This is a genomic window from Novosphingobium sp. ERW19, assembly GCF_012641315.1.
GTDB lineage: Bacteria > Pseudomonadota > Alphaproteobacteria > Sphingomonadales > Sphingomonadaceae > Novosphingobium.
Map to the genome: position 1 here is coordinate 240,035 of NZ_JABAIC010000007.1, position 20,800 is coordinate 260,834.

General features: G+C 65.0%; 17 protein-coding genes. 8 read left to right on the top strand and 9 right to left on the bottom strand.

The annotated features are described in order from the left end of the window. Window positions 1-38: 38 nt before the first annotated feature. The 3 genes from HGI46_RS15105 to pedF form a co-directional block, all read right to left on the bottom strand. Entirely contained in the window at window positions 39-1,781 is a 1,743-nt protein-coding gene (locus HGI46_RS15105) for a methanol/ethanol family PQQ-dependent dehydrogenase (protein WP_168904914.1), read from the bottom strand. A gap of 369 nt (window positions 1,782-2,150) precedes the next feature. Further along, window positions 2,151-3,011, bottom strand: a complete 861-nt coding sequence (locus tag HGI46_RS15110; RefSeq protein ID WP_168904915.1) for a transporter substrate-binding domain-containing protein — start codon at window positions 3,009-3,011, stop codon at window positions 2,151-2,153. A gap of 5 nt (window positions 3,012-3,016) precedes the next feature. Then, window positions 3,017-3,463, bottom strand: a complete 447-nt coding sequence (gene pedF / locus HGI46_RS15115; protein ID WP_168904916.1) for a cytochrome c-550 PedF — start codon at window positions 3,461-3,463, stop codon at window positions 3,017-3,019. Window positions 3,464-3,611: 148 nt separating this feature from the next. On the opposite strand from pedF, the gene HGI46_RS15120 reads away from it, so the two are divergent. The 4 genes from HGI46_RS15120 to HGI46_RS15135 all read left to right on the top strand — a co-directional run bounded on the left by HGI46_RS15120 (window position 3,612) and on the right by HGI46_RS15135 (window position 10,537). Then, window positions 3,612-4,586: a PQQ-dependent catabolism-associated beta-propeller protein gene (locus HGI46_RS15120; protein ID WP_168904917.1), complete on the top strand. Its 975-nt coding sequence runs from the start codon at window positions 3,612-3,614 to the stop codon at window positions 4,584-4,586. Between the two features lie 124 nt (window positions 4,587-4,710). Continuing rightward, complete coding sequence (locus HGI46_RS15125) at window positions 4,711-6,141, top strand: porin (RefSeq protein ID WP_168904918.1); 1,431 nt, start codon at window positions 4,711-4,713, stop codon at window positions 6,139-6,141. A 119-nt stretch (window positions 6,142-6,260) separates the two neighbouring features. Beyond that, window positions 6,261-8,282, top strand: coding sequence for a TonB-dependent receptor (locus HGI46_RS15130; protein ID WP_168904919.1), 2,022 nt, complete (start codon window positions 6,261-6,263; stop codon window positions 8,280-8,282). Continuing rightward, window positions 8,282-10,537, top strand: a complete 2,256-nt coding sequence (locus tag HGI46_RS15135; RefSeq protein ID WP_240946794.1) for a TonB-dependent receptor — start codon at window positions 8,282-8,284, stop codon at window positions 10,535-10,537. The genes HGI46_RS15130 and HGI46_RS15135 overlap by 1 nt, the downstream gene beginning before the upstream one ends. Here HGI46_RS15135 and HGI46_RS15140 read toward each other — a convergent pair whose 3' ends face one another. After that, entirely contained in the window at window positions 10,538-11,476 is a 939-nt protein-coding gene (locus tag HGI46_RS15140; RefSeq protein ID WP_168904920.1) for a quinoprotein relay system zinc metallohydrolase 1, read from the bottom strand. It abuts the gene before it with no gap. Then, window positions 11,473-12,231 (bottom strand): quinoprotein dehydrogenase-associated SoxYZ-like carrier, encoded by a 759-nt coding sequence (locus tag HGI46_RS15145; protein ID WP_168904921.1) that lies wholly within the window; start codon window positions 12,229-12,231, stop codon window positions 11,473-11,475. Before HGI46_RS15145 ends, HGI46_RS15140 begins: the two co-directional genes overlap by 4 nt. A gap of 80 nt (window positions 12,232-12,311) precedes the next feature. Here HGI46_RS15145 and HGI46_RS15150 point away from each other — a divergent pair, with 80 nt between their 5' ends. Further along, window positions 12,312-12,902: a rhodanese-like domain-containing protein gene (locus tag HGI46_RS15150; protein WP_346766746.1), complete on the top strand. Its 591-nt coding sequence runs from the start codon at window positions 12,312-12,314 to the stop codon at window positions 12,900-12,902. Between the two features lie 144 nt (window positions 12,903-13,046). Here the strand turns inward: HGI46_RS15150 and HGI46_RS15155 are convergent, their stop codons facing one another. The 3 genes from HGI46_RS15155 to HGI46_RS15165 form a co-directional block, all read right to left on the bottom strand. Next, the gene (locus HGI46_RS15155) at window positions 13,047-13,412 is read right to left on the bottom strand and encodes a c-type cytochrome (RefSeq protein ID WP_168904922.1); all 366 of its coding nucleotides are present in this window, start codon (window positions 13,410-13,412) and stop codon (window positions 13,047-13,049) included. 84 nt (window positions 13,413-13,496) lie between these two features. Beyond that, a complete protein-coding gene (locus tag HGI46_RS15160) occupies window positions 13,497-14,207 on the bottom strand; it encodes a ThuA domain-containing protein (protein ID WP_206065760.1) in 711 nt (236 codons plus the stop codon). Between the two features lie 208 nt (window positions 14,208-14,415). Next, window positions 14,416-15,816 carry an aromatic ring-hydroxylating dioxygenase subunit alpha gene (locus HGI46_RS15165; protein WP_168904923.1) on the bottom strand — a complete coding sequence of 467 codons (1,401 nt, stop codon included), beginning with the start codon at window positions 15,814-15,816 and terminating at the stop codon, window positions 14,416-14,418. Between the two features lie 154 nt (window positions 15,817-15,970). On the opposite strand from HGI46_RS15165, the gene HGI46_RS15170 reads away from it, so the two are divergent. Genes HGI46_RS15170 through HGI46_RS15180 form a run of 3 tightly spaced genes read left to right on the top strand, consistent with a single transcriptional unit; the run spans window position 15,971 to window position 18,347 of the window. Continuing rightward, window positions 15,971-16,753, top strand: a complete 783-nt coding sequence (locus HGI46_RS15170; protein WP_168904924.1) for an SDR family oxidoreductase — start codon at window positions 15,971-15,973, stop codon at window positions 16,751-16,753. A 5-nt stretch (window positions 16,754-16,758) separates the two neighbouring features. Further along, window positions 16,759-17,574: a glucose 1-dehydrogenase gene (locus HGI46_RS15175; RefSeq protein ID WP_168904925.1), complete on the top strand. Its 816-nt coding sequence runs from the start codon at window positions 16,759-16,761 to the stop codon at window positions 17,572-17,574. Then, window positions 17,571-18,347: an SDR family oxidoreductase gene (locus tag HGI46_RS15180; protein ID WP_168904926.1), complete on the top strand. Its 777-nt coding sequence runs from the start codon at window positions 17,571-17,573 to the stop codon at window positions 18,345-18,347. The genes HGI46_RS15175 and HGI46_RS15180 overlap by 4 nt, the downstream gene beginning before the upstream one ends. Window positions 18,348-18,430: 83 nt before the next feature. Here HGI46_RS15180 and HGI46_RS15185 read toward each other — a convergent pair whose 3' ends face one another. Next, entirely contained in the window at window positions 18,431-20,701 is a 2,271-nt protein-coding gene (locus tag HGI46_RS15185) for a TonB-dependent receptor (RefSeq protein ID WP_168904927.1), read from the bottom strand. Window positions 20,702-20,800 lie beyond the last annotated feature (99 nt).

Sequence of the window (20,800 nt, forward strand, 5' to 3'; positions counted from 1 at the left end):
CCAGACCCACAAAAAGGGTCCGGCGCTCCGGGGAAACATTACTTCGGCAGCTTGAACACCCAGAGCGAACCGCCCTGGCTGATTTCCTTGAAGGTCTTGGCAACCTCGCCGCCCCACAGCGGCACCGCGCCGCCCCAGCCGGACATGACGGCGACGTACTGTTCGCCGTCCTGCTCCCAGGTCACCGGCGATCCGACCACGCCCGAACCAGTCTGGAACTTCCACAGTTCCTGTCCGGTCTTGGCGTCGAAGGCCTTGAGGTAGCCCTCGGGCGTTCCGGTGAACACCAGATTGCCGCGCGTGGCCAGAACGCCGCCCCACAGCGGAGCCTTGTTCTTGTATTCCCACACGATCTTGCCGGTGGCCGGGTCCATCGCGCGCAGGGCACCGATATGATCTTCGGCAATCGGCTTGATGGTGAAGCCGGCGCCAAGATAGGCCGCACCCTTCTTGTAGGCGATGGGTTCGTTCCAGATGTCCATGCCCCAGTCGTTCGAAGGCACATAGAACAGGCCGGTATCCTTGGAATAGGCCATCGGCATCCAGTTCTTGCCGCCGAGGAACGAAGGGCTGGCGAACACGGTCGTGCCCTTTTCCGCGCCGTTCGGCGCACCCGGACGGTTGGCCGGGATGAAGTTCGGGCGGCCCGTCTTCAGGTTGATGCCATCGGCCCAGGTCGTCTGCATCACGAACTTGTTGGCGCTGATCAGCTTGCCGTTGGTCCGGTCGAGGACATAGAAATAGCCGTTGCGGTCAGCCTTGGCGCCGAGCTTCATCGGCTTGCCTTTCACCGTGGCGTCGAACGGAATGAACTCGTTCACGCCATCGAAGTCCCAGCCATCGTGCGGCGTGGTCTGGTAGTGCCACTTGATCTCGCCGGTGTCAGGATCGATCGCCAGCGTCGAGGCGGTGTAGAGGTTGTCGCCCGGGCGCAGGTTGCTGTTCCACGGGCCGGGGTTGCCGGTGCCGAAGAACAGCAGGTTGGTTTCGGGGTCATAGGTCCCGCCCAGCCAGGTCGCGCCGCCGCCGGTCTTCCACAGGTCGCCGGTCCACGATGCGTTGAGCTTGCCGGTCATGGTGCTGGGCTTGCCGGCCAGCGTGCCCATGTGGCCCTCGATGGTCGGGCGCGTCCAAATCAGCTCGCCGGTCTCGACGTTGCGCGCCGAAACTTCACCGATGATGCCGAATTCGCCGCCCGAATTGCCGGTGATGACCATGTCCTTGACGATCAGCGGCGCGGCCGTGGCCGAATAGCCTGCCTGGTAGTCGGCCAGCTTCTTGTTCCAGATCACCTTGCCGGTGTGGCGGTCGAGCGCAATGAGGTGCGCGTCGAGCGTGGCGAAAATCACCTTGTCGCCGTGGATCGCAGCACCGCGGTTGACCACGTCGCAGCAGGGCATGATGCCTTCGGGCAGGCGGGCGTTGTATTCCCACTTCTTCTCGCCAGTGCGCGCATCGAAGGCGAACAGGCGCGAATAGGAGCCGGTCACATAGATCGTGCCGTCATAGACCAGCGGCTGCGATTCCTGGCCGCGCTGCTTTTCACCGCCAAGCGATGCTGCGAACACCGGCACGAGGTTCTTGACGTTGCTAGTGTTGAGCTTGTCGAGCGTGCTGAACCGCTGCTGCTGCGGGCCCATGCCATAGCTGATCACGTCACCGGGCGTGGCTGCATCGTTGACGATGTCCGCGCTGGTGGGGCCGCCGGCAAGTGCCGGTGCTGCGGTAAGGCTGGTTGCGGCTGCAAGGCCTGCCAGCACGATTGAAAAACGCCGCTTCATCCTGTCCCTCCTGTTATGGGGTCTTGTTCTGCGATGGAGTGCGGTCATGCGGGAATCCCCCCGGTTCGCCACTGATCCCCGATCGTCACAGTGAGCCTATCGGTTGCGCTTGTGCGCACAATTGAACCTTGGGATAAGAGCGGAGCGCCCGTGCCCATCCCCAGCCCCTCCAGCTTGCAGGAAGGGGGCAGAAGCGCAGTTCTCTGACTCCCCTCCCGCAGGCGGGAGGGGGCGGGGGTGGGCATTCCAAGCTGTTAATACTGCGCAGCATGACTGCAGCAAAAACGGTTCGGGGAACACCGGTCGCAGTCGGTGTTCCCGTCCCCCCGTTGGCCCGCCAATCAAGGATGGCGGGTGCGAGCTGTCGGTTCAGGATTGGGCGGAAAGCGCAGGCTTCCAGGTCACGCCATGGCGCTGGAACAGCGCGGCCATGCGCCCGTCGCCAATCATCTGCTCCAGCACTTGCTCAAGCCTGAAGCCCAAATTGCGCGAGTTTTCCTTGACCGCGATGCCGATGTCCCAGCCCGGAGACATCATCATCGGCAGCGGCCCTTTCCGCACCTTGATCCCGGCCTCGGGGTGGTCGGCGACGACCGCCTCGATCTGCGCAGTGGTCGCCACGGTGAAGTCGGCGCTGCCATCCACCAGCGCGGCGGGCGCGTCATAGCCGTTGGGAACGTGGATCAGGTCCTTGGCAAGGACGCCGCCCGCATGGCCGAGCAGGTAGAAATCAGGGATCGATGCGAGTTCGGCGGTTATCTTGTGCCCCTTGAACGCCGCCGGCACCGCCTCGCAGTTGCCGCCATCGCGCGAACAGGCCGCGCCAAAAGTCTCGCGGTAGTAGGGCGCCAGGAACACGACGTTGTCTTCCTGCTGTATCAACTGCCGTTCGAACGGCACGTGCAGCATCACGTCGCAGGGCTGGAAGCCGAGCAGCCCGCCGCGCCAGACGACGTTGCGCAAGTCGTCCGAAATGTCCTCGCCCGCCAGGAACAGCTGCAAGTCGGCCCGCACGCCCAGCGCATCGGCCAGCGCGCGGGCGATATCCGCATCGATGCCCGCCACCTTGCCGTCCTGATTCCACGACCATGGCCGGTTGTCCGCATAGAGTCCGACCCGAAGGACTCCCAGGTCTTTGACCTTCTCAAGCGGTGCGGCAATGGCATTGGACGACGCGGCCAGCGCGCTGAGCGCCAGCCCCTGCAGGAACGAACGCCTGCTGGCGCGCATCCGGCTCACTCTTCGGTATGCTTGGATTCGATCCAGGTGCGGATCGCCCATCCGGCCTTCTGGCCCAGCACTTCGCCGAACGGCGGCATGTAGACCTTGCCATCGCGCGAAGAGCCGTGCTGGAAGCGCTGGACGAACCATTCGTCGCCGCTGTCGCCGGTTTCAAGGTAGCGCAGGTCAGGCGCAATCCCGCCCGAGATCGCGTCGAGCCCGTGGCAGCGTGCGCAATTCTGGCCATAGGCGGACTGGCCGATTTCCAACGCCTTTTCGTTGCCGCGATAGGGGTTTACCGTCACCCAGGCGTCGTTGCCGCCGACGAGGTCGGGCAGGGCCGAAGTGTCAACCGCTTGCGGCGTGACATTGCCATGCGCGGAAAGGCTCGATGCGATGGCGCCGGTGGCGAGCGTAGCCGCCGCCAGCAGGGCGGCACGGCCCTTGGAGATCTTGATCATCAGTCATCCTCTGCGACACGGGTCCGGATGATCGTCCGCCCCGATGATGTGCCTTGCTTATCGCGCTGACGGCCCAGCGCAAATTGAACCATGGTACAAGACCAAGGTGTCATAGCGATGAGCCCTTACGCGCGATATTGTGCGCAGCATGGAGAGAAAACTGAAAGCCATTGCTGCGGCGCTGCTGCTCGGCACCACCCTCGCGCCCGCGGCTCACGCCACCCGCGCCTACGTCAGCAACGAGCGGTCCTCGACCGTGACGGTGATCGACGTGGAGAAGGGCACCGTCGAGGCGGAATGGCCGGTTGGCAATCGCCCGCGTGGCATCGCCATGACGCGCGACGGCAAGGCCCTGCTCGTCGCCGCCAGTGCCGACAACGCGGTCGAGCTGCGCGATCCCGCCACCGGCGCGCTGATTGCCGCGCTGCCTTCGGGCGCAGACCCCGAACAGTTCTTCCCCGCCTACGCCGGAGACCTGCTGTTCGCCGCCAACGAGGACAACGGTGCGGTCACCGCCATAGACCTCGCCAATCGCAAGGTCGCCTGGCAGGTCGCCACCGGCAACGAGCCCGAAGGCGTCGCACAAAGTCCCGACGGCAAATGGCTGCTCGTCACCAGCGAGGAGGACAACACCGTCGCCTGGATCGATCTTGCCACCCGCAGCGTGGTGGAGGAGATGGAAACCAATGCCCGCCCGCGCCATATCGAATTCGAAGGCAGCGGCGCCAAGGTGTGGATCGCCGCCGAGATGGCCGGCACCGTCCAGATCGCTGACACCGCAACCAGGGCCATCGAACAGACCCTTGCCTTCGCGCCGCCCGGCGTGCCGGCCTACAAGGTCATGCCCTGCGGCATCCGCTTCACCCCCGATGGCAAGACGGCGATCGTCGCCCTCGGCCGGGCTGACAGCATCGCCGTGGTCGACGTTCCCACCCGCAAGGTGCGCGGCTACGTCAAGGTCGGAGATCGCCCCTGGCATCTCGCCATAACCCCGGACGGTACCCGCGCCATCGTCGCCAACGGCGCCAGCGATTCCGTCTCCTTCGTCGATATCGCCGCGATGCAGGTCACCGCCACAATTCCGGCGGGCGGGGGACCCTGGGGCGTCGCGCTGGGGCGCTGATTGCCCTTCGTCATTATCCCAAAGTCCAACGCCCAAAGTCCAATATCGCAGTTTGTTTCCGCGCAGCATTGTCCCCGCTCAGTCGCAGAATAATCGACACGACCTTTCACGGAGGGGACCAGACATGAACATCAAGAAGGCGCTTTGCGCCTCGGTTGCGCTCGCCACGATGGCGATTGCGACCACGCCCGCCTACGCCGGCACGGCCGAACTGCTCAAGCGCCTGCACGAAAAGGGCATCCTCTCCGACGAGGAATATGCCGAGCTGCTGGCCGAAGAGAACAAGCCTTCGCCTGCCCCCGCTGCATCTGGCGCCGCCCCTGCTGGCGATACCATGACCCGCGCCACCGAATCCGTCGATTCCAGCCGCATGGTCCGCATGGCCGCATCCGGCATCGGCCTCGAAGTCGGCCCGGCCACGATCACCTTCTCGGGCTCGGTCAACGGCTTCTACGTCCACGACAATCCCGCCACGCCAACCGCCCGCACCGCCGTCACCGGCGGCATCGCCAGCGTCGGCTCGAACAACTCCAGCGCCATCCGCAACGGGTTGCTCCCCGGCTTCCTCAAGGTTTCGGTCGCGACCCAGCAGTCGGGCTGGGATGTCGGCGCCACCTTCGGCATGTACCCGGGCATCAACTCGACCGCCTGGGGCGCTCTGGGCGCCAACAACGGCGGCCAGCCGACCGCCCTTGCCACCGCCGGCATCGACTTCCGCCAGACCTACATGACCTTTGGGCGCCCCAATGTCGGCACCTTCAAGATCGGCCGCGATATCGGCCTGTTCGGGTCGGAGGGCATTCTCAACGATATCACCCTGCTGTCCTCCGGCACGCCCGGCAATAACGTCGCGCCCGGCAACACCACGCTGGGCCGCATCGGCGTGGGCTACATCTACACCGATTTCCAGCCGCAGATCACTTACACCACGCCCAACCTGAAGGGCCTGCAGGCGTCGGTCGGCGTGTTCCAGCCACTGTCCTCGCTCACCGGCCCTGCCGAAAGCAACTCGGCCCCCGGCTTCCAGGGCAAGGTCACTTATGACGGCAAGTTCGGCGACGTCGCCGCGCGCCTGTGGGTCTCCGGGATCACGCAGAAGCACGACATCGTCGGCGGCGGCAGCTATACCGGCAGCGGCGTGGACTTCGGCGGCAAGGTGACGGTCGGCCCGGTCACCGCGACCGGCTATTACTACACCGCCAGCGGCCTCGGCACGACCGTGCTCGGCCTGTTCGACACCGGCCTTCCGCAGACCGGCTCCGGCATCGCCAAGCGCGATTCCAGCGGCTTCTACGCCCAGGCTCTGGCCACCTTCGGCAAGGTCTCGGTCGGCGGCAGCTATGGTGAGAGCCACCTCGATTACGCCAGCAACACCGATCGCCTCGCCAATCCCAACCTGCTCGACGTGAACTCCAGCTACGTCGGTCAGGTCCGCTACGGCCTGACCTCGTGGGTCACGCTGATCGGCGAATACGTGCATTCGAAGGCGGTCGCCCACTCGGGCAACAAGGCCGAGAGCGACGCGCTGGCGGTTGGCGGAATCCTGTTCTTCTGACCTGGGTTTCAAAAACTTAACATCCGATACGAAAGTCCACCCTTGTCGGCGGCGAAAATCTCCTCTCTTACCGCCGCCGACATACCTGTTTCTCATCGTCATCCGGAAAGTCGCAGCAGATGGACGACACCAAGCTTCTCAAGGCCTGCAGCCTCGTGGCCGCAGCCGCTCTCGCATCGACCGCACTTCCGGCTTTCGCCGATGAAGGCCCCGGCGGCCAGATCGTCGTCACCGGCACCGGTCTCGAAAAGACGCCCGGTACGCCTGCCTATTCCAGCGTCGAGATCGGCCGCGATGCCATCACCACTTCGGCCTCGGGCCGCGTCGAGGATGTGCTGACCTCCGTCGCAGGGTTCCAGCAGTTCCGCCGGTCGGACAGCCGCTCGTCCAACCCCTCGGCGCAGGGCGTCACCTTGCGCGCGCTGGGCGGTAACGCCACCAGCCGCGCGCTGGTGCTGCTCGATGGCGTGCCGATGGCCGATCCGTTCTTCGGCTACGTGCCCTTGCCCGCGCTCACCCCCGATACGCTCGGTTCGATCCGCGTTACCCGTGGCGGTGGCTCCGGCCCGTTCGGCGCAGGCGCGCTCTCGGGCACCATCGAACTCGAAAGCGCAGGCCCCGACCAATTGGGCCTCGTCAACGCCCAGCTCCTCGCCAGCCAGCGCGGCGAGTCCGAAGCAGCCCTGAGCATCGCCCCCCGCCTCGGCTCGGGCTTCGCCGTCGTCTCCGGCCGCTGGGATCGCGGCAAGGGCTTCTTCACCACGCCCGAGGCGCAGCGCGTCCCCGCCACCGTCCGCGCCCGCTATGAATCCTGGTCCACGCAAGTCCGCGCCGTCGCCCCGCTGACCGACACGGTCGAGCTTCAGGCCCGCGCGCTGGTCTATCGCGATGATCGCCTGCTGCGCTTCAAGGGCGCCACCACCTCCAGCGAAGGGCAGGACGCCAGCCTGCGCCTCGTCGGCCGCGGCGACTGGCAGTTCGATGCCCTGGCCTATGTCCAGGTGCGCAATTTCGACAACATCGTCGTCTCCGCCACCAGCTTCAAACCCACGCTCGATCAATACGATACGCCTGCCCAAGGGCTCGGCGGCAAGTTCGAGCTGCGCCCGCCGATGGGCGGGAACGACGTGCTGCGCCTTGGCGTGGACTGGCGCCGCGCCTCGGGCACGATGAAGGAAAACGCGATCAGCGCCGCCACCGGCGCGATTACCGCGCGTCGCCGGGCAGGGGGCGTCAACACCGACCTCGGCTTCTATGCCGAGAACGACCTGACGCTGGGCAAGCTCGTGCTGACCGGCGGTCTGCGCGCCGATCGCACCGTGATCGCCGACGGCTACTTTGAAGTGCGCAACACGGCAGGCACTGTCACCAGCCGCACCGATTACGCCACGCAGACCGATTGGACCGTCACCTGGCGTGGCGGCGCGGTGCTGCGCGCCACTGATATGATCGCCCTGCGCGCCGCGGCCTATACCGGCCTGCGCCAGCCCACGCTCAACGAACTCTACCGGCCCTTCACCGTCTTCCCGGTAACCACGCAGGCCAACGCGGCCTTGCGCAACGAGAAGCAGAAGGGCTTCGAGGCGGGGATCGACCTCACCCCCGCCAAGGGCCTGCGCCTTTCGCTGACCGGCTTTGACAACCGCATCGAAGATGCCGTCGCCAACGTCACGATCGGCACCAACTTGCGCCAGCGCCGCAATGTCGACCAGATCCGCGCACGCGGCATCGAAGCCTCCGCCCACGCCGAACTGGGCATGGTCCGCTTCGACGGCTCGCTGGCATGGACCGACGCCGAAGTGCGCAACGGTCCGCTGTCGAACCTCACCGGCAAGCGCCCGGCACAGACCCCGCGCCTCGCCGCCTCGGCCACGCTCGGCCTTAGCCCTGCCGAAGGCTGGGACGTTGCGGCCACCCTGCGCCACGTCGGCCAGCAGTACGAGGACGACCTCCAGAGCGACAGCCTGAAGGCCGCGACGACACTCGACATGTTCGCGCAAGTGCCGCTGCCCCGGGGAATCAGCCTGGTCCTGCGCGCGGAAAACCTGTTCGATACCGAGATCGTCACCCGCAATTCGGGCGGCTCCATTGACCTTGGCAATCCGCGCACGCTCTGGGCAGGGGTGAGGGTAAAGATCTGATGATGCGCAAGCTGATCCCGCTGCTGTTCGCTGCCGGTTCCGCACCCGCTCTTGCTCAGAACGATCCGCAGATCATCGTCAATGCCCCCGGCGGCATGATCGACCTTGACGAGGCCCGCGCGCTCGACCTTGCGGCTATCGACGCCTCGGGCCGCGCCGATCTCGGCCGCGCGCTAGAACGCGCCATTCCCGGCCTGACTCTGGGCGAGGCCGCTGGCAACCCGTGGCAGGCAACGCTGAACTGGCGCGGCTTCTCCGCCGGTGCGCTTCAGGGCATGGAGCAGGGCATCGCCGTCTATCTCGATGGCGTCCGCTTCAACCAGCCGTTCGGCGATGTCGTTCTGCTGGATCTCGTGCCCGATACGGTGCTCGTTGCCGCGCAGGTCAACGATGCCAACCCGGTGCTCGGCCGCAATGCGCTGGCGGGATCGGTGCTCGTCCAGACCGGCGACGGCGTGACCCTGTCCGGCCTGCGCGGCCAGGGCGATGTTGACAGCGAAGGGATGGCTGGCGGCGCGGTCAGCTATGGCACCGGCACCGCGCAAAGCAACCTGCTCGTCGCGTTCGAAGCGCGGCATGACAAAGGCTGGCGCGTGGCCAGCCCGTCGACGCTCTATCGCGGCTTTGCCAAGGGCATTCATCAGGGCGAGGGCTGGGGCATCGAACTCTCCGCCCTGGGTGCTTCGACCGATCTTGCCGGCAACGGCGTCTCGCCGGTCGAACTGCTCGATGCGAAATACGATGCCGTGTTCACCCGGCCAGACAGCACCCGCACCCGCTTTGCCCGCATAGTCGCAGCGCCCTGGCTGCCTATCGGCGAAACTTCCCGCATCGAACTGCGCGCCCACTGGCAGTACCTTGATCGTCGCAATGCCAATGGCGACCTTGCCGATTTCGGCCCTTGCGATGCCAACCCGGCGCAGCTCTGCGTCGAGGATGAGGACGACAGCTACAGCGATCCGCTGTTTTCCAGCGGCAGTCCCGTTGCCGCGAACGCCGCAGGAGACGATCCTGCCGTGTTCAATCGCGGCAAGGAGCGCACGCAGGCCTATGGTGCCACGCTGCAATGGCAGGACACCGTCGAAACCGACCTCGGCACGCGTCGCATTGCGCTCGGCGGCACGTGGGAGCATGCCGGCACCCGCTTTGCCGCCCAGACCGATCTTGGCGAGCTGGAAGAAGATCGCTCGGTCGAGGATCTCGGCCTGCCGCTGATCTCGGCCGAAGGGGCGATCCAGCCGGTGTCGCTGGATTCCAAGCTCGACGATTTCGCCCTCTTCGCCAACCTCGAGATGCCGTTGACCAGGGCGCTCTCGGTCGAGGCCGGAGCGCGCTATTCGCACAACCGCGTGGTGATGGAAGACCAGTTGGGCACCGCGCTGAACGGTCGTCACAGCTTCGATCGTTTCAATCCTTCGGTCGAATTCGACTATGCCCTTGGCACCGGCCTTCATGCCACCGCCGGTTTCTCGCTGACCAGCCGCAATCCCACCCCTGCGGAATTGAGCTGCGCCGACCCGGAAGCCCCTTGCACCCTTGCGAACTTCTTCATCGCCGATCCGCCGCTCAGGCAGGTGACGGCAACCAACTGGCATGGCGGCCTGAGCGCAACCGGCAAGATGCTGGCTTGGCGCATCAACCTGTGGCGCTCTGAAACCAGCAACGATATCCGCATGATAGCCTCGAGCGTGCGCGGGCGGGCCTATTTCGCCAATCTCGGCCATACCCGCAGGCAGGGCATCGAAGCCTCGGCGGAATGGCGGCACGACGGCTGGCACGCGTCCGCCGCCTTTGCCTTCACCGATGCACGCTTCCGCGATGCCTTCACCATGTCGAGCCCGTCGAACCCGGCGGCCGATGACGAGGGCACGATCATGGTCGCGCGCGGTGACCAGCTGCCTGCCGTGCCGCGCCACGCCCTCAACCTGCGCCTTGCGCGGGAGGCGCGGAGCTGGTCTGCCGGTATCACGATGCGCGCCCGCTCGGGCCAGTATCTCGCCGGCGACGAGGGCAACGACAATCCGCGCACGCCCGCCTATGCGGTGTTCGATCTCGATGGCGCGGTCAGCCTTGCGCCGGGCATTCGCCTTGTCGCGCAAGTGCGCAACTTGCTGAACAAGCGCTATGCCACCTTCGGCACTTTCAGCGAAGTTGACGAGATCGACCTTGCCGAAGCCCCCGGTGCCGAAGACCCCCGCGCCTACGCCCCCGGCGCCCCGCGCCGGCTGACGGTATCGCTCAGGGCGGAGTTCTGACTACAAGCGCGGCAGCAGTTCCGCTTCCAACCCGGGATAGAAGTGCGAGACGCTGCGCTGCAATTCATAGCGCGCGGCCTTGAGCGTTGAAAACCGGGGAGGAATCGGAAGGTCCCCAGCCTCGCTCATGTCGAGGCCCCTGGTCACCGCATCGCGCAGCGTCGCGTCGATCCAGTCGAGCCAATCGCGGGTCTGCGCGATAGCGCCGCCATCGCGGTCGATCGGCCCGTGCCCCGGCACCAGCAGCTTGTGCGGCGTCGCGGCGAGCCGGTCGAGCGAGGCGCGCCAGTCGGGCAGGCTGGCGTGCGGCGTCGATGCGGCGCGATCGTGAAACACGAGGTCGCCTGCGATCAGCGTCCCGGTCGCCTCGTCCAGCAGTGCCAGATCACCGCCGGAATGGCCTTTCAGCGCCAGCAGACGGAAGCTGCGCCCGCCAAATTGCGCTTGTCCTTCAGTGACATCGCCTTGCGGCAGGACGATCGCCGTTCCCTTCATCCAGTCGGCCAGCAGGCGGTACATCGCGTCCGAAAAGCCCTCGCCATCACGCTCCAGCTCAGCCCGCGTGGCGGGCAGGGCGTGGACCAAGGCCGGATCGAACGCCGCCGCGCCCATCGCATGGTCGGGGTGCAGGTGGCTGATGTAGACGCGGCTCACCGCCCTGCCGGTCAGCCGCTGCGCCATCGCGCCCAGCGCAAGGCCGTGTTCGCGCGATACGCCGGGGTCGAACAGCACTGCGCCTGCGTCTGTCGCGATGATCGCACTGTTGGCAATCGCGCCGCCGTTGGCAAAGGCGATGGCCTCGTCAGTGCCGCGCACCATCCACAGACCGTCCGCGATCTGCTCGGATACGGGATTGTATTTGCCTGCAAATTTCTCGGCAAAGGCGGCAGCGGGGGTGAGCAGTCCGGCCAGCAACAGCGCCCTGCGGTCCAGCCTCACGCACCCACCTTGCCGGGAAACTCCAGGCCGGCGCTGTCGCGGGCTTCGAAGCTGATCGTGCCGGTTGCCTTGACCACCACGGTGAAGGCCGGGTCTTCCGCCACGGAGCCAAAAATCTGCATCTGGCCCAATGCCTTGCCGCTGGCATCGCGGACGGTCAGCCGTTCGATGTTGTAGGCTGGAATGTTCTCGACCAGCCCGGTGTCCATCGGGTGTCGGAAGGTCAGGCGAAGGCGTGTTTCTCCAGCCTTTTCAGGCCATTGCCCCGCCCGAACCTCGCCCAGATGGTCCGCCCAGTCCCCTTTCACGCGGCTGACCGGCGGGGCCGAGCAGCCGCCGCCTGCGGCGTCGATCCACGATCCGCCGACGTGCCACGTGCCGTCCTGCGTCTGTACCGCCGCGCGGACCGGGGTGCGCTGGTCGAGCTTGATCCGCGTGGCGAGGAAGGGTTCGGCCCCGGTGGGCGTGTAGTCCACGGCGACGGGGATGGGGTTGAGATCGGCGAAAAGCACGATGCGGCGCACGTCGGGCAAGGCGCGGGCATCCACAGTGACCGGAAAAACCCTTTGGTTTTCAGCAATTTCGGGAATGCGGACGGCAACGCGATCATCAAACACCACGGCATCCTTGCCGAACAGGCGCGCGGCGTGATGCTCCCACATTGGCGACTGCAGCGGATCTGCAGGCGCCGCCAGCGCCGGTGCTGCGCCCGGTATCAAGAGGGCGGCGATTGTCAGCTTTGCCTTCATGCGCATTCTCCCAAAGCACACTATGCGCGCATTGGCCGAGCGAGCATATTGGACCTTGGAATAATGGGGCGGGAGCGGAAAAGGCCGTGAAATCAAGGCATCTGGCGCTTAGCCTGGCGGTTTTCGCCGCTTTCCAACTCCCCGGCAACTCTAAGGCGCAGGCCCATGACTCTGCCGCAACTCCCCCTCAACTGTTCGACACTGCGGGGTATCGCACGGCACGCTATCGCGCTCCGGTTGATCGCCTGCCGACACCGGCCGCTGCCATCACGCTGGAAGCGGCGCTTCGCCTCAGACCGGGGGTCGATGCGCTGTTCATCGATGTGCTGCCGGCGGAAGGCGGCGTGCGTGATCCGCTGACCGGGAAGTGGACGCTTGCTGCGCAGCATGAGACGATTCCAGGTGCAGCATGGCACCCTGAAACCGGGCGCGCGAATGCCGACGCGGTCCTGTGGCAGGGCCTGCGTAATGCGGTGAAGGCGGCCCGCTCAAATCGTCCCGCGCTGCCGGTGGTGGTGTTCTGCCGCAACGATTGCTGGATGAGCTGGAACGCCGCGCGGCGTCTGGCCAGCGAAGGCTTTGCGCGGGTCTACTGGTTTGCCGAGGGCATTGAGGGCTGGCACGAGGTGGGGCGGGGGTTGGTGCGTGCGGATCCGGTGGCTATTGGCAGAAAGTGATCCTCCCCTTTTTCATGAAGTGCAAAAGGGGAGGTGGCAGTCCGGAGGACTGACGGAGGGGTCAGGTTCATGCCCCTCCACCACCGCCAGCGGCGGCGGTCCCCCTCCCCGTTTGTGCTGCGCAAAAACGGGGAGGATTTCATCCTACTTCAGTGTCTTGAGGTAGGCGATCAGTTCGGCGCGCTTGGCCTTGTCCTTGATGCCGGGGAAGCTCATGCGGTTGCCGGGGACGAGTTTTGCCGGGCTTTCCAGCCACTTGTCGAGCGTGGCGTCATCGAGCTTGAGGCCAGACTTCTTGACTGCATCCGAGAACTTGTAGGTGCCCTTGACGCCCATCTTGTGGCCATAGACGCCATAGAGGTTGGGGCCGATCTTGTCGGGCGCTCCCTTGGTGTTGCTGTGGCAGACGGCGCAGCGTGCCCAGGTTGAGGGCGGAGCGGCGGGGCCGGCGTGGGCGGTGGTGGCGGTCAGCAAGGCGCCGGTGAGCAGCGCGAGGCGGAGGGTGGTCATGTTGTCTCTCCCGGATTCGTTTACCCGGAAGGTGTGACACGACCCCCTGCGCGCCAAAATTGGACTTAGGACCGATGCGGGATTTCAGGCTTTCGCCGGACGGTCCTTGAGCCAGCCGATGCCGCGGCGTAGCAACTCGTAGAACACCGGCAGGTCCCAGGCGCAGCGGTCCACCGTGGGCCACCAGTCGAGCATCGGTTGCAGATCATAGTGCCCGCGGCAATGGCCGAGCGTGTTGTAGAGCACGCCGCCTTTGCCGTGGTCCTTCAGGTACATGACGGCATGCTTGCCGATGGCATCTGCCGCCTCGACAAAGCCGGTGCCTTCCACGGTGCAATCGGTTTCGAGCAGGACGTGCAGGGCCCCGTGGTACTCCATGTGATAGAGTTCGTCGGTGGTCTCGAACGGCTCCACCCCTTGCACCAGCGGGTGATCGGGATCGGCGACCGTGACGGTGTAGGGCGCGATCGGGGGGTGGCTGATGAACTGGCTGCCGAGCAGGTCCATCATCAGCGGCGCCCAGCGCGGCGCGTCCCACAGGTCCTTGTTGGGGCCATCGGTGAGGAAGCGCAGGACCGAGTTGGTGCCGTGCAGCGCATACCAGCGCCCGCCCGCGTGCAGCCAATCGCGCAAGGCTTCCTGCGCCTTGAGCGAAGGGGTGACATCGCAGGTGTAGGTGATCAGGATGTCGGCGGCGCGGATTGCCTCGATGTTCTCGTAGTCCTCGAACACGCGGGTGCGGATCGCCGGATCCTCGGCCAGCAGCTTGAGGATTTCGAGGCGGGCGAAGTCCATGTCATGCCAGACGCCGCCGCAGACGAATACGCAATCGATGCGCGGGGGGTGAACGTCCGTTGTGTTTTCAGTCACTTGGTATCACCTCTAGAACTGGCAGCCGCTTGACCTTGGCGGTTTTGTTCTTTTGCAAACGCTGGCGTGGGATGCCCACCCCCAACCCCTCCCGCCTGCGGGAGGGGAGCAAGGAGGGGATGCCTTTTTCCGCTCAAGCGTTCAGGTACTTGTCGAGCGTCTGGTGGAACTGGCGGATGCGGATTTCCTGATAGTCGCCGAGGTTGACCTCGCCGGTCTTGGAGGCGTGGAGGCCGTCCTGGACATAGGGCAGGTTGTCCATGTCCTGTTCGAAGACGTGGCCCAGCACGCCCAGTTCCGGCGCATCGGTCCACTTCTGGTCATTGGTGAGCAGCTTCATCGGCACGCCGTGCGGCATGGGATCGCCCTTCTTGACGCGGGCAAGGATGCGCACTTCCATCAGGCAGGTGTCGGGCGTCTTTCCGGGGCGCCAGCGATAGACGATGTTCGGCATGAAGCCGCCCCACGGCGCGAAGTTGGGGAAGACGTTGTAGACCAGGCCATCGAGCAGTTCGGCGTCGGTCGCGTGATCGTGATCGTAGCCGGTTTGCGCGGTGTAGCCTGCGCGCATGGCGGCGCCCAATGCGGCGCGTGCGGTCATGCCTTCGGGCACGCTGACGGCGAAAGGATCGCCAGACGCGTCGTAGTTGTCAGCCGAGCGGCCATTGTACTTGCAGAACTCGTCGACGATCCACTGCTGCGTCTTGCCGTTGGGATCGACGTGCGGGGAAATGATGCCGAACGGCACGTGGTTGACGTTCACGTTGTCGCCATAGGTCCAGTAGGCGCTGTTGGCATCGCCGGTGAAGGGCAGCAACTGCGGGTGGGTGACGACGGTGTGCCAGGCTTCCATGAAGGCTTCGGCAGTGACCTTCCAGTTGGCCGGGACTTCCTTGGCCACCCAGATCACCGTGGTGCATTCCTCATGCCGCCAGCGCTTGAAGAATTCCGGCAGCGGGGCGAGGTATTCCTCGAGCGTGGGGCCGCCCGGCTCCTCACGCAGGAAGATGTAGCCGCCCCAACGACCGACTTCGGCCTCGGGCAGGTGCATCTTTTCGGCCGAGAGGTGCTTGAAGTCCCACGAACAGGGCATGCCGGCAAAGCTGCCGTCCTTGTTCCAGGCAAAGCCGTGGAACGGGCAGGTGAAGGTGTCGGCGGTGCCGTCCTCGGTACGCAGCTTGCGGCCGCGATGGAGGCAGACGTTGTGCATCGCCTTGACGCTGCCGTCTTCCTGGCGGGAGATCAGCCATGAGCGGCCGGCGTTCGCGAACACGGTGTAGTCACCGGCTTCGGGGATGTCCTCCTCGCGCGCGGCGAACTGCCAGACGTGGGGCCACATCTTCTCGCGCTCGAGACGGGCGAAGTCTTCCGAGGTGTAGCGCTCTGCCGCCAAGGGTTCCGAGCCGCGATACTGGTAGCTTTCTTCGGTGAGCATGGCCGGAGCGGGGCGCGAATCCTGCGCCAGCAGTTCCTGCCAGCTGATCGCCTCGCATCGTGCCTTGCCGCCACCCATGTTGGGATCGCTGTCAGCCATTCTCTCGTTCCTTGCCCTTATTCCGGTCAATGCTGCCGGTTTTGCCGCCCTTGCGCGCGCGCGTCACCTTGCTGAAAGCATAGGTTGCACGACTGCCGCCTGCGCGTAACCACTGACGCCATAAACTGACGCAGATTCTTGCGGGAGAGAACAATTGTCCAAGAGGCTTGAAGGGAAAGTCGCCCTGATCACTGGCGGCACCACCGGCATCGGCGCGGCCACGGTGGCGCGCCTGGCGCAAGAGGGAGCCAAGGTCTGGTTCACCGGATCGAAGGAGGAAGAGGCGGCGGCGCTCTGCGCCCAGACCGGCGCCGTGTTCCGCAAGCACCGCGTGCAGGATGCGGCGAGCTGGCCCGCGCTGATTGACGAGATCATCGCCGCCGAGGGCCGTCTCGACATCGCCTTTGCCAACGCCGGGACCGAGCGCGGCGATGCCAGCATCGAGGACGTTTCGATCGACGACTGGAACAATGTGATTGCAATCAACCAGACCGGCGTGATGCTGACGGTGCAGAACGCGATTGCGGGCATGAAGCGCAATCCCGATGGGCCGAAGGGCTCGATCGTGATCAATTCCTCGATGAACGCCACGCGGCCTCTGGGCAATTACGTGACCTATTCGGTGACCAAGGCGGCGGTTTGCGCGCTGGCCAAGTCGGCAGCGGTGCACTGCGGGCAGAAGGGCTATGCCATCCGCGTCAACGCGATCCTGCCGGGCGTGGTGGAAACCCCGCTGATCCAGCAGATCATGAACGCGCAGCCCGATCCTGCGGCCGCGCGCGCGATGTACGAGGGCATGGCGCCGATGAAGCGCATGGCCCAGCTCAATGAAGTGGCGGGGCTGGTCGCCTACCTTTCGAGCGACGAAGCCGGGTTCATCTCCGGCGCGGAATACGCGATCGACGGCGCGACGACCGCCGGCATGATGGGGGTCTGAGCAACATGGAACTTGCTGCACAGCGCCTGAAGGGGCGCGTTGCCTTCGTATCGGGGGGCCTTCGCGGCATCGGCCTTGCCTGCGCCGAGCGCTTTCTGGCCGAGGGTGCCGAAGTCGTGCTGTCGGACCTCGACGCCGAGGACAGCGACACCGCGACCGAAGTGATGGGCCGTCTCGGCCAGGCCGCGAGCTACATCAGCGCCAACGTGGCCAAGGAAGAGGACTGGGAGCGTGCCGTCGCTCTGGTGAAAGAGCGCCACGGCAAGTGCCATGTGCTGGTCAACAATGCCGGGATCGACCTGACCGGGCCGGTCGAGAGCCTCTCGATGGAAGGTTGGCGGCGGATCATGTCGATCAACGTCGACGGCGTGTTCCTTGGTACCAAGCATTTCGTGCCGCTGATGGCGGAGAGTGGCAAGGACTTCCGCGGCGGTTCCTCGATCATCAACGTCAGCTCGATCATGGGGCTGGTGGGGATGAACGAGGTTTCGGCTTACAACGCCAGCAAGGGCGCGGTGCGGCTGTTCACCAAGGGCATCGCCATCGAATTCGCCCAGAAGAAGACGCCGATCCGCGCCAATTCGCTGCACCCCGGCTTTGTCGAGACGCCGCTGCTCAAGGCTGGGTTCCAGCGCTGGGTCGATCAGGGCTTTGCCGAAAAGCCGGATGACCTGGTGGCGGGCGTGGTTGGTGCGACGCCGATCGGGCGTCTGGCGCAGCCGAGCGAGCTGGCGAGCGCCGCGTTCTTCCTCGCCAGCGAGGATTCAAGCTACATGACCGGCGCAGAGCTGGTGATCGACGGGGGATGGACCGCACAATGATCGGACTGGACAATGTAGTCGCCGTCGTCACCGGCGCGGCGGGGGGCATCGGGCGCGAGCTGGTCAAGGCGCTGAAGGCGGCGAACGCTACGGTTATCGCCACCGATCTGGCCGCCGAGGCGCAGATCGAAGGCGCGGACCACTATCTCAAGCATGACGTGACGAGCGAGGCCGACTGGCAGGCCGTGGCGGCGCTGGTGCAGGAGAAGTACGGGCGGCTCGATGCGCTGGTGAACAACGCCGGCTATTCGATCGTGACGAAGTTCGAGGAAACGCCGCTGTCCGATTTCCACCGCGTCAACGCGATCAACGTGGATTCGATCATCATCGGCACGCAGATCCTGCTGCCGCTGCTGAAAGAGGGCGGCAAGGCGCGTTCCGGCGGGGCTTCGGTGGTCAACTTCTCCAGCGTCGGGGGCCTGCGCGGGGCGGCGTTCAATGCGGCCTATTGCACCAGCAAGGCGGCGGTGAAGATGCTGAGCAAGTGCCTTGGCGCTGAATTCGCAGCGCTCGGCTACAACATCCGCGTCAATTCGGTGCATCCGGGCGGGATCGATACGGGCATGCTCAATTCGATCATGGACCGTTATGTAGAGCTGGGCGCGGTGCCTTCCCGCGAGGTGGCGATGCAGGGCATCGTTGCCAACCACCCGATCGGCCGCATGGGCCGGCCAGAGGAAATGGGCGGCGGCGTGGTCTATCTCTGCTCGGACGCGGCGAGCTTTGTCACTTGCGCCGAGTTCGTGATGGACGGTGGCTTCAGCCAGGTCTGACGGGAGCGTTTCGCTGTCCTGCCCCAGGACGTGAAAGGCAAGGCGGCCAGGCTCAGCGTGAGCCTGGCCGCTGCTCTTGGTGCTTAGAAGTTGTAGTTGGCGCGGATGCCGAAGTAACGGCGCGAATTGCGCGAGAGTACCTGGTTCACCGACGTTGGCTGACCACCGACGAGGCCGCCGACGTTGGAGGCGAAGTGCTTGTCGAACAGGTTGTTGACGAACAGCGTCACGCGATACTGATCGTCGCGCTGGCGGACGCCGATGCTGCCGTTGAGCACGCCATAGGCCTTCTGGAAGTACAGCGGGTTCTGGAACAGGTCGAAGTTGACGCGGCTCTGGTAACGATAGTCGAGCGTGACGAAGCCATCGAACGGCATCGAGTCCATGAAGATGTCGTACATGGCCGAGGCGTTGAACATGAACTTCGGTGCGTTCGGCAGGCGCTTGCCCGCAAGGTTCTGCGCACGTGCCGTTCCCGGCCCGCTGCCGTCGATGTCGAAGCAGATCGGATCGGTGGTCTGGATGGTGTTGCAGTTTGCCAGCGGATACTCGGTGATGATCGCGTCCATCCAGGTGCCGGCGAGATCGAACGAGAGTTCGCGCGTCGGCTTGGTCTGCAGTTCCAGTTCGATACCGCGCGTGCGCAGCTTGCCCACGTTGTTGAGCTGGAACTGGATCGACTGGTCAGGCTGAACCACCGCCGACTGCGACTGGAAGTTCTTGTAATCGGTCCAGAAGCCGGTGAGGTTGAACTGCACGCGATTGTCGAGGAAGCGGCTCTTGAAGCCGATTTCGTAGGTGTGCGAGGTTTCCGGCTTCACCGGGTTGGCAGCACGCGCGGGCGTGAAGCCGGACGAGACGTCGTAGCCCTGGCCCTTGTAGCCGGTGGCGAACGAAGCGTAGACCATCACGCGCTCGGCAACATCCTGACGCAGGGCGATCTTGCCGGTCACGGCATCGTCGCTCGCGTTGCCCATGCAGACCGCAAGGCAGATGGCATTGTTGGCCGGCTGCGTGGCAGGCACGTTCAGACGCTGGAACGAGACGTCGATCTTCTCGTGGTTGTAGCGGATGCCGGCATCGAGGTGCGTGGTGGCGGCAAGATCGTAGGTACCCTGGGCGAAGGCGGCGTAAGTCTTGGTGCCGGCGTTCGATACCCACTTGGAAAGAAGCGGGCCGGACGGGCCGCGATCGAACGAACGATCGGTTTCGCCGCTCGAGAAGAAGGCGCCGAGGATGTACTGGAACGGACCCGGCGCGGTTGAAACCAGGCGCAGTTCCTGCGTGACGTTCTTCGTGTCGTAGGGGCTGGACTGCACGAGACCGGTTGCCGATCCGAACACAGGGAGGTTCAACTGCTCGACATCGTCCTGCGTGTCGAGGCCCCACTTCTGGTAGCTGGTGATCGAGATCAGGTCGACGCTGCCGAGATCGATGCTGATGCGACCGCTGACATTGGTCGACTCGCCCTTGGCGATGCCGTCGTAGTTCTGGTTGAGCAGGTAGTTGCCAGGGCCAGCCTTGATCGTGCCGAGGTTGGTGGCAAGCGATGCACCGAAAACTGTCGCGCCGGGGGCGAAGCTGAGCACGGTGCGTGGCGTCGAATTGCCGTCGGTCTCCGAATGCTCTGCCGAGATCGTGACCTTCACGCTGTCGGACAGGTCGGCAACAAGCTTGCCGCGGATGCCCCAGCTTTCGTCGGCACCGAGATAGTTGCCGGTGGCGAGGTTCTTCACGTAGCCGCGGAAGTCGCTGTAGAAGCCGTTGATACGGAAGCCGACGTTCTCACCCAGCGGGCCGGAGATGCCGGCTTCGACCCGGTATTCCTCGTCCGTGGTGGCCGATGCGGCGATGCGTCCCGAGAAAGTCTCGGTCGGAGCGCGGGTGACGATGTTGACGACACCGGCCGAGGCATTCTTGCCGAACAGCGTGCCCTGGGGGCCGCGCAGCACTTCGATGCGCTCGATGTCGGTCAGGGTGCTGAAGGCCTGGCCCTGGTTCAGGATCGGAACGTCATCGACGACGACCGAGACGGCGGGCTCAACACCGATGCTGAACACCGAGGTGCCGATGCCGCGCAGGTTGATGCTGTTACCGGTGCGCTGCGTGCCCTGGGTAATGGTAAGACCAGGTGCGACCTGCGCAAGGTTTTCGAACTGGGTGATGCCCTTGTTGGCAATTGCTTCGGCCGAAAGCGCCGTAACCGAAACAGGGACCTGCTGCAGGTTCTGCTCGCGCTTCTGCGCGGTGACGACGATTTCTTCGAGACCGCCTTCGGGGGCTTCCTGCGCCTGGGCTGCGGATGTGATGGCGAGCAGCGAGATGCTGGCTCCAAGATAAGCTTTGCGGAACATATTGATCCTCCCTTCTGTCTCAAGTTGGACTGGCCAATCTCACAGAATGTTCAACCACACAAGTATCCATCACACAAATTATCCGGCCTATGATCATGA

Excerpts from the sequence above, each read along its gene's own strand:
- HGI46_RS15145 (WP_168904921.1), bottom strand. The coding sequence starts at position 12,231 with ATGCGCATGAAGGCAAAGCTGACAATCGCCGCCCTCTTGATACCGGGC.
- pedF (WP_168904916.1), bottom strand. The coding sequence starts at position 3,463 with ATGATCAAGATCTCCAAGGGCCGTGCCGCCCTGCTGGCGGCGGCTACG.
- HGI46_RS15105 (WP_168904914.1), bottom strand. The coding sequence starts at position 1,781 with ATGAAGCGGCGTTTTTCAATCGTGCTGGCAGGCCTTGCAGCCGCAACC.
- HGI46_RS15110 (WP_168904915.1), bottom strand. The coding sequence starts at position 3,011 with ATGCGCGCCAGCAGGCGTTCGTTCCTGCAGGGGCTGGCGCTCAGCGCG.
- HGI46_RS15120 (WP_168904917.1), top strand. The coding sequence starts at position 3,612 with ATGGAGAGAAAACTGAAAGCCATTGCTGCGGCGCTGCTGCTCGGCACC.
- HGI46_RS15155 (WP_168904922.1), bottom strand. The coding sequence starts at position 13,412 with ATGACCACCCTCCGCCTCGCGCTGCTCACCGGCGCCTTGCTGACCGCC.
- HGI46_RS15175 (WP_168904925.1), top strand. The coding sequence starts at position 16,759 with ATGGAACTTGCTGCACAGCGCCTGAAGGGGCGCGTTGCCTTCGTATCG.
- HGI46_RS15165 (WP_168904923.1), bottom strand. The coding sequence starts at position 15,816 with ATGGCTGACAGCGATCCCAACATGGGTGGCGGCAAGGCACGATGCGAG.
- HGI46_RS15185 (WP_168904927.1), bottom strand. The coding sequence starts at position 20,701 with ATGTTCCGCAAAGCTTATCTTGGAGCCAGCATCTCGCTGCTCGCCATC.
- HGI46_RS15130 (WP_168904919.1), top strand. The coding sequence starts at position 6,261 with ATGGACGACACCAAGCTTCTCAAGGCCTGCAGCCTCGTGGCCGCAGCC.
- HGI46_RS15135 (WP_240946794.1), top strand. The coding sequence starts at position 8,282 with ATGATGCGCAAGCTGATCCCGCTGCTGTTCGCTGCCGGTTCCGCACCC.
- HGI46_RS15160 (WP_206065760.1), bottom strand. The coding sequence starts at position 14,207 with ATGGACTTCGCCCGCCTCGAAATCCTCAAGCTGCTGGCCGAGGATCCG.
- HGI46_RS15125 (WP_168904918.1), top strand. The coding sequence starts at position 4,711 with ATGAACATCAAGAAGGCGCTTTGCGCCTCGGTTGCGCTCGCCACGATG.
- HGI46_RS15180 (WP_168904926.1), top strand. The coding sequence starts at position 17,571 with ATGATCGGACTGGACAATGTAGTCGCCGTCGTCACCGGCGCGGCGGGG.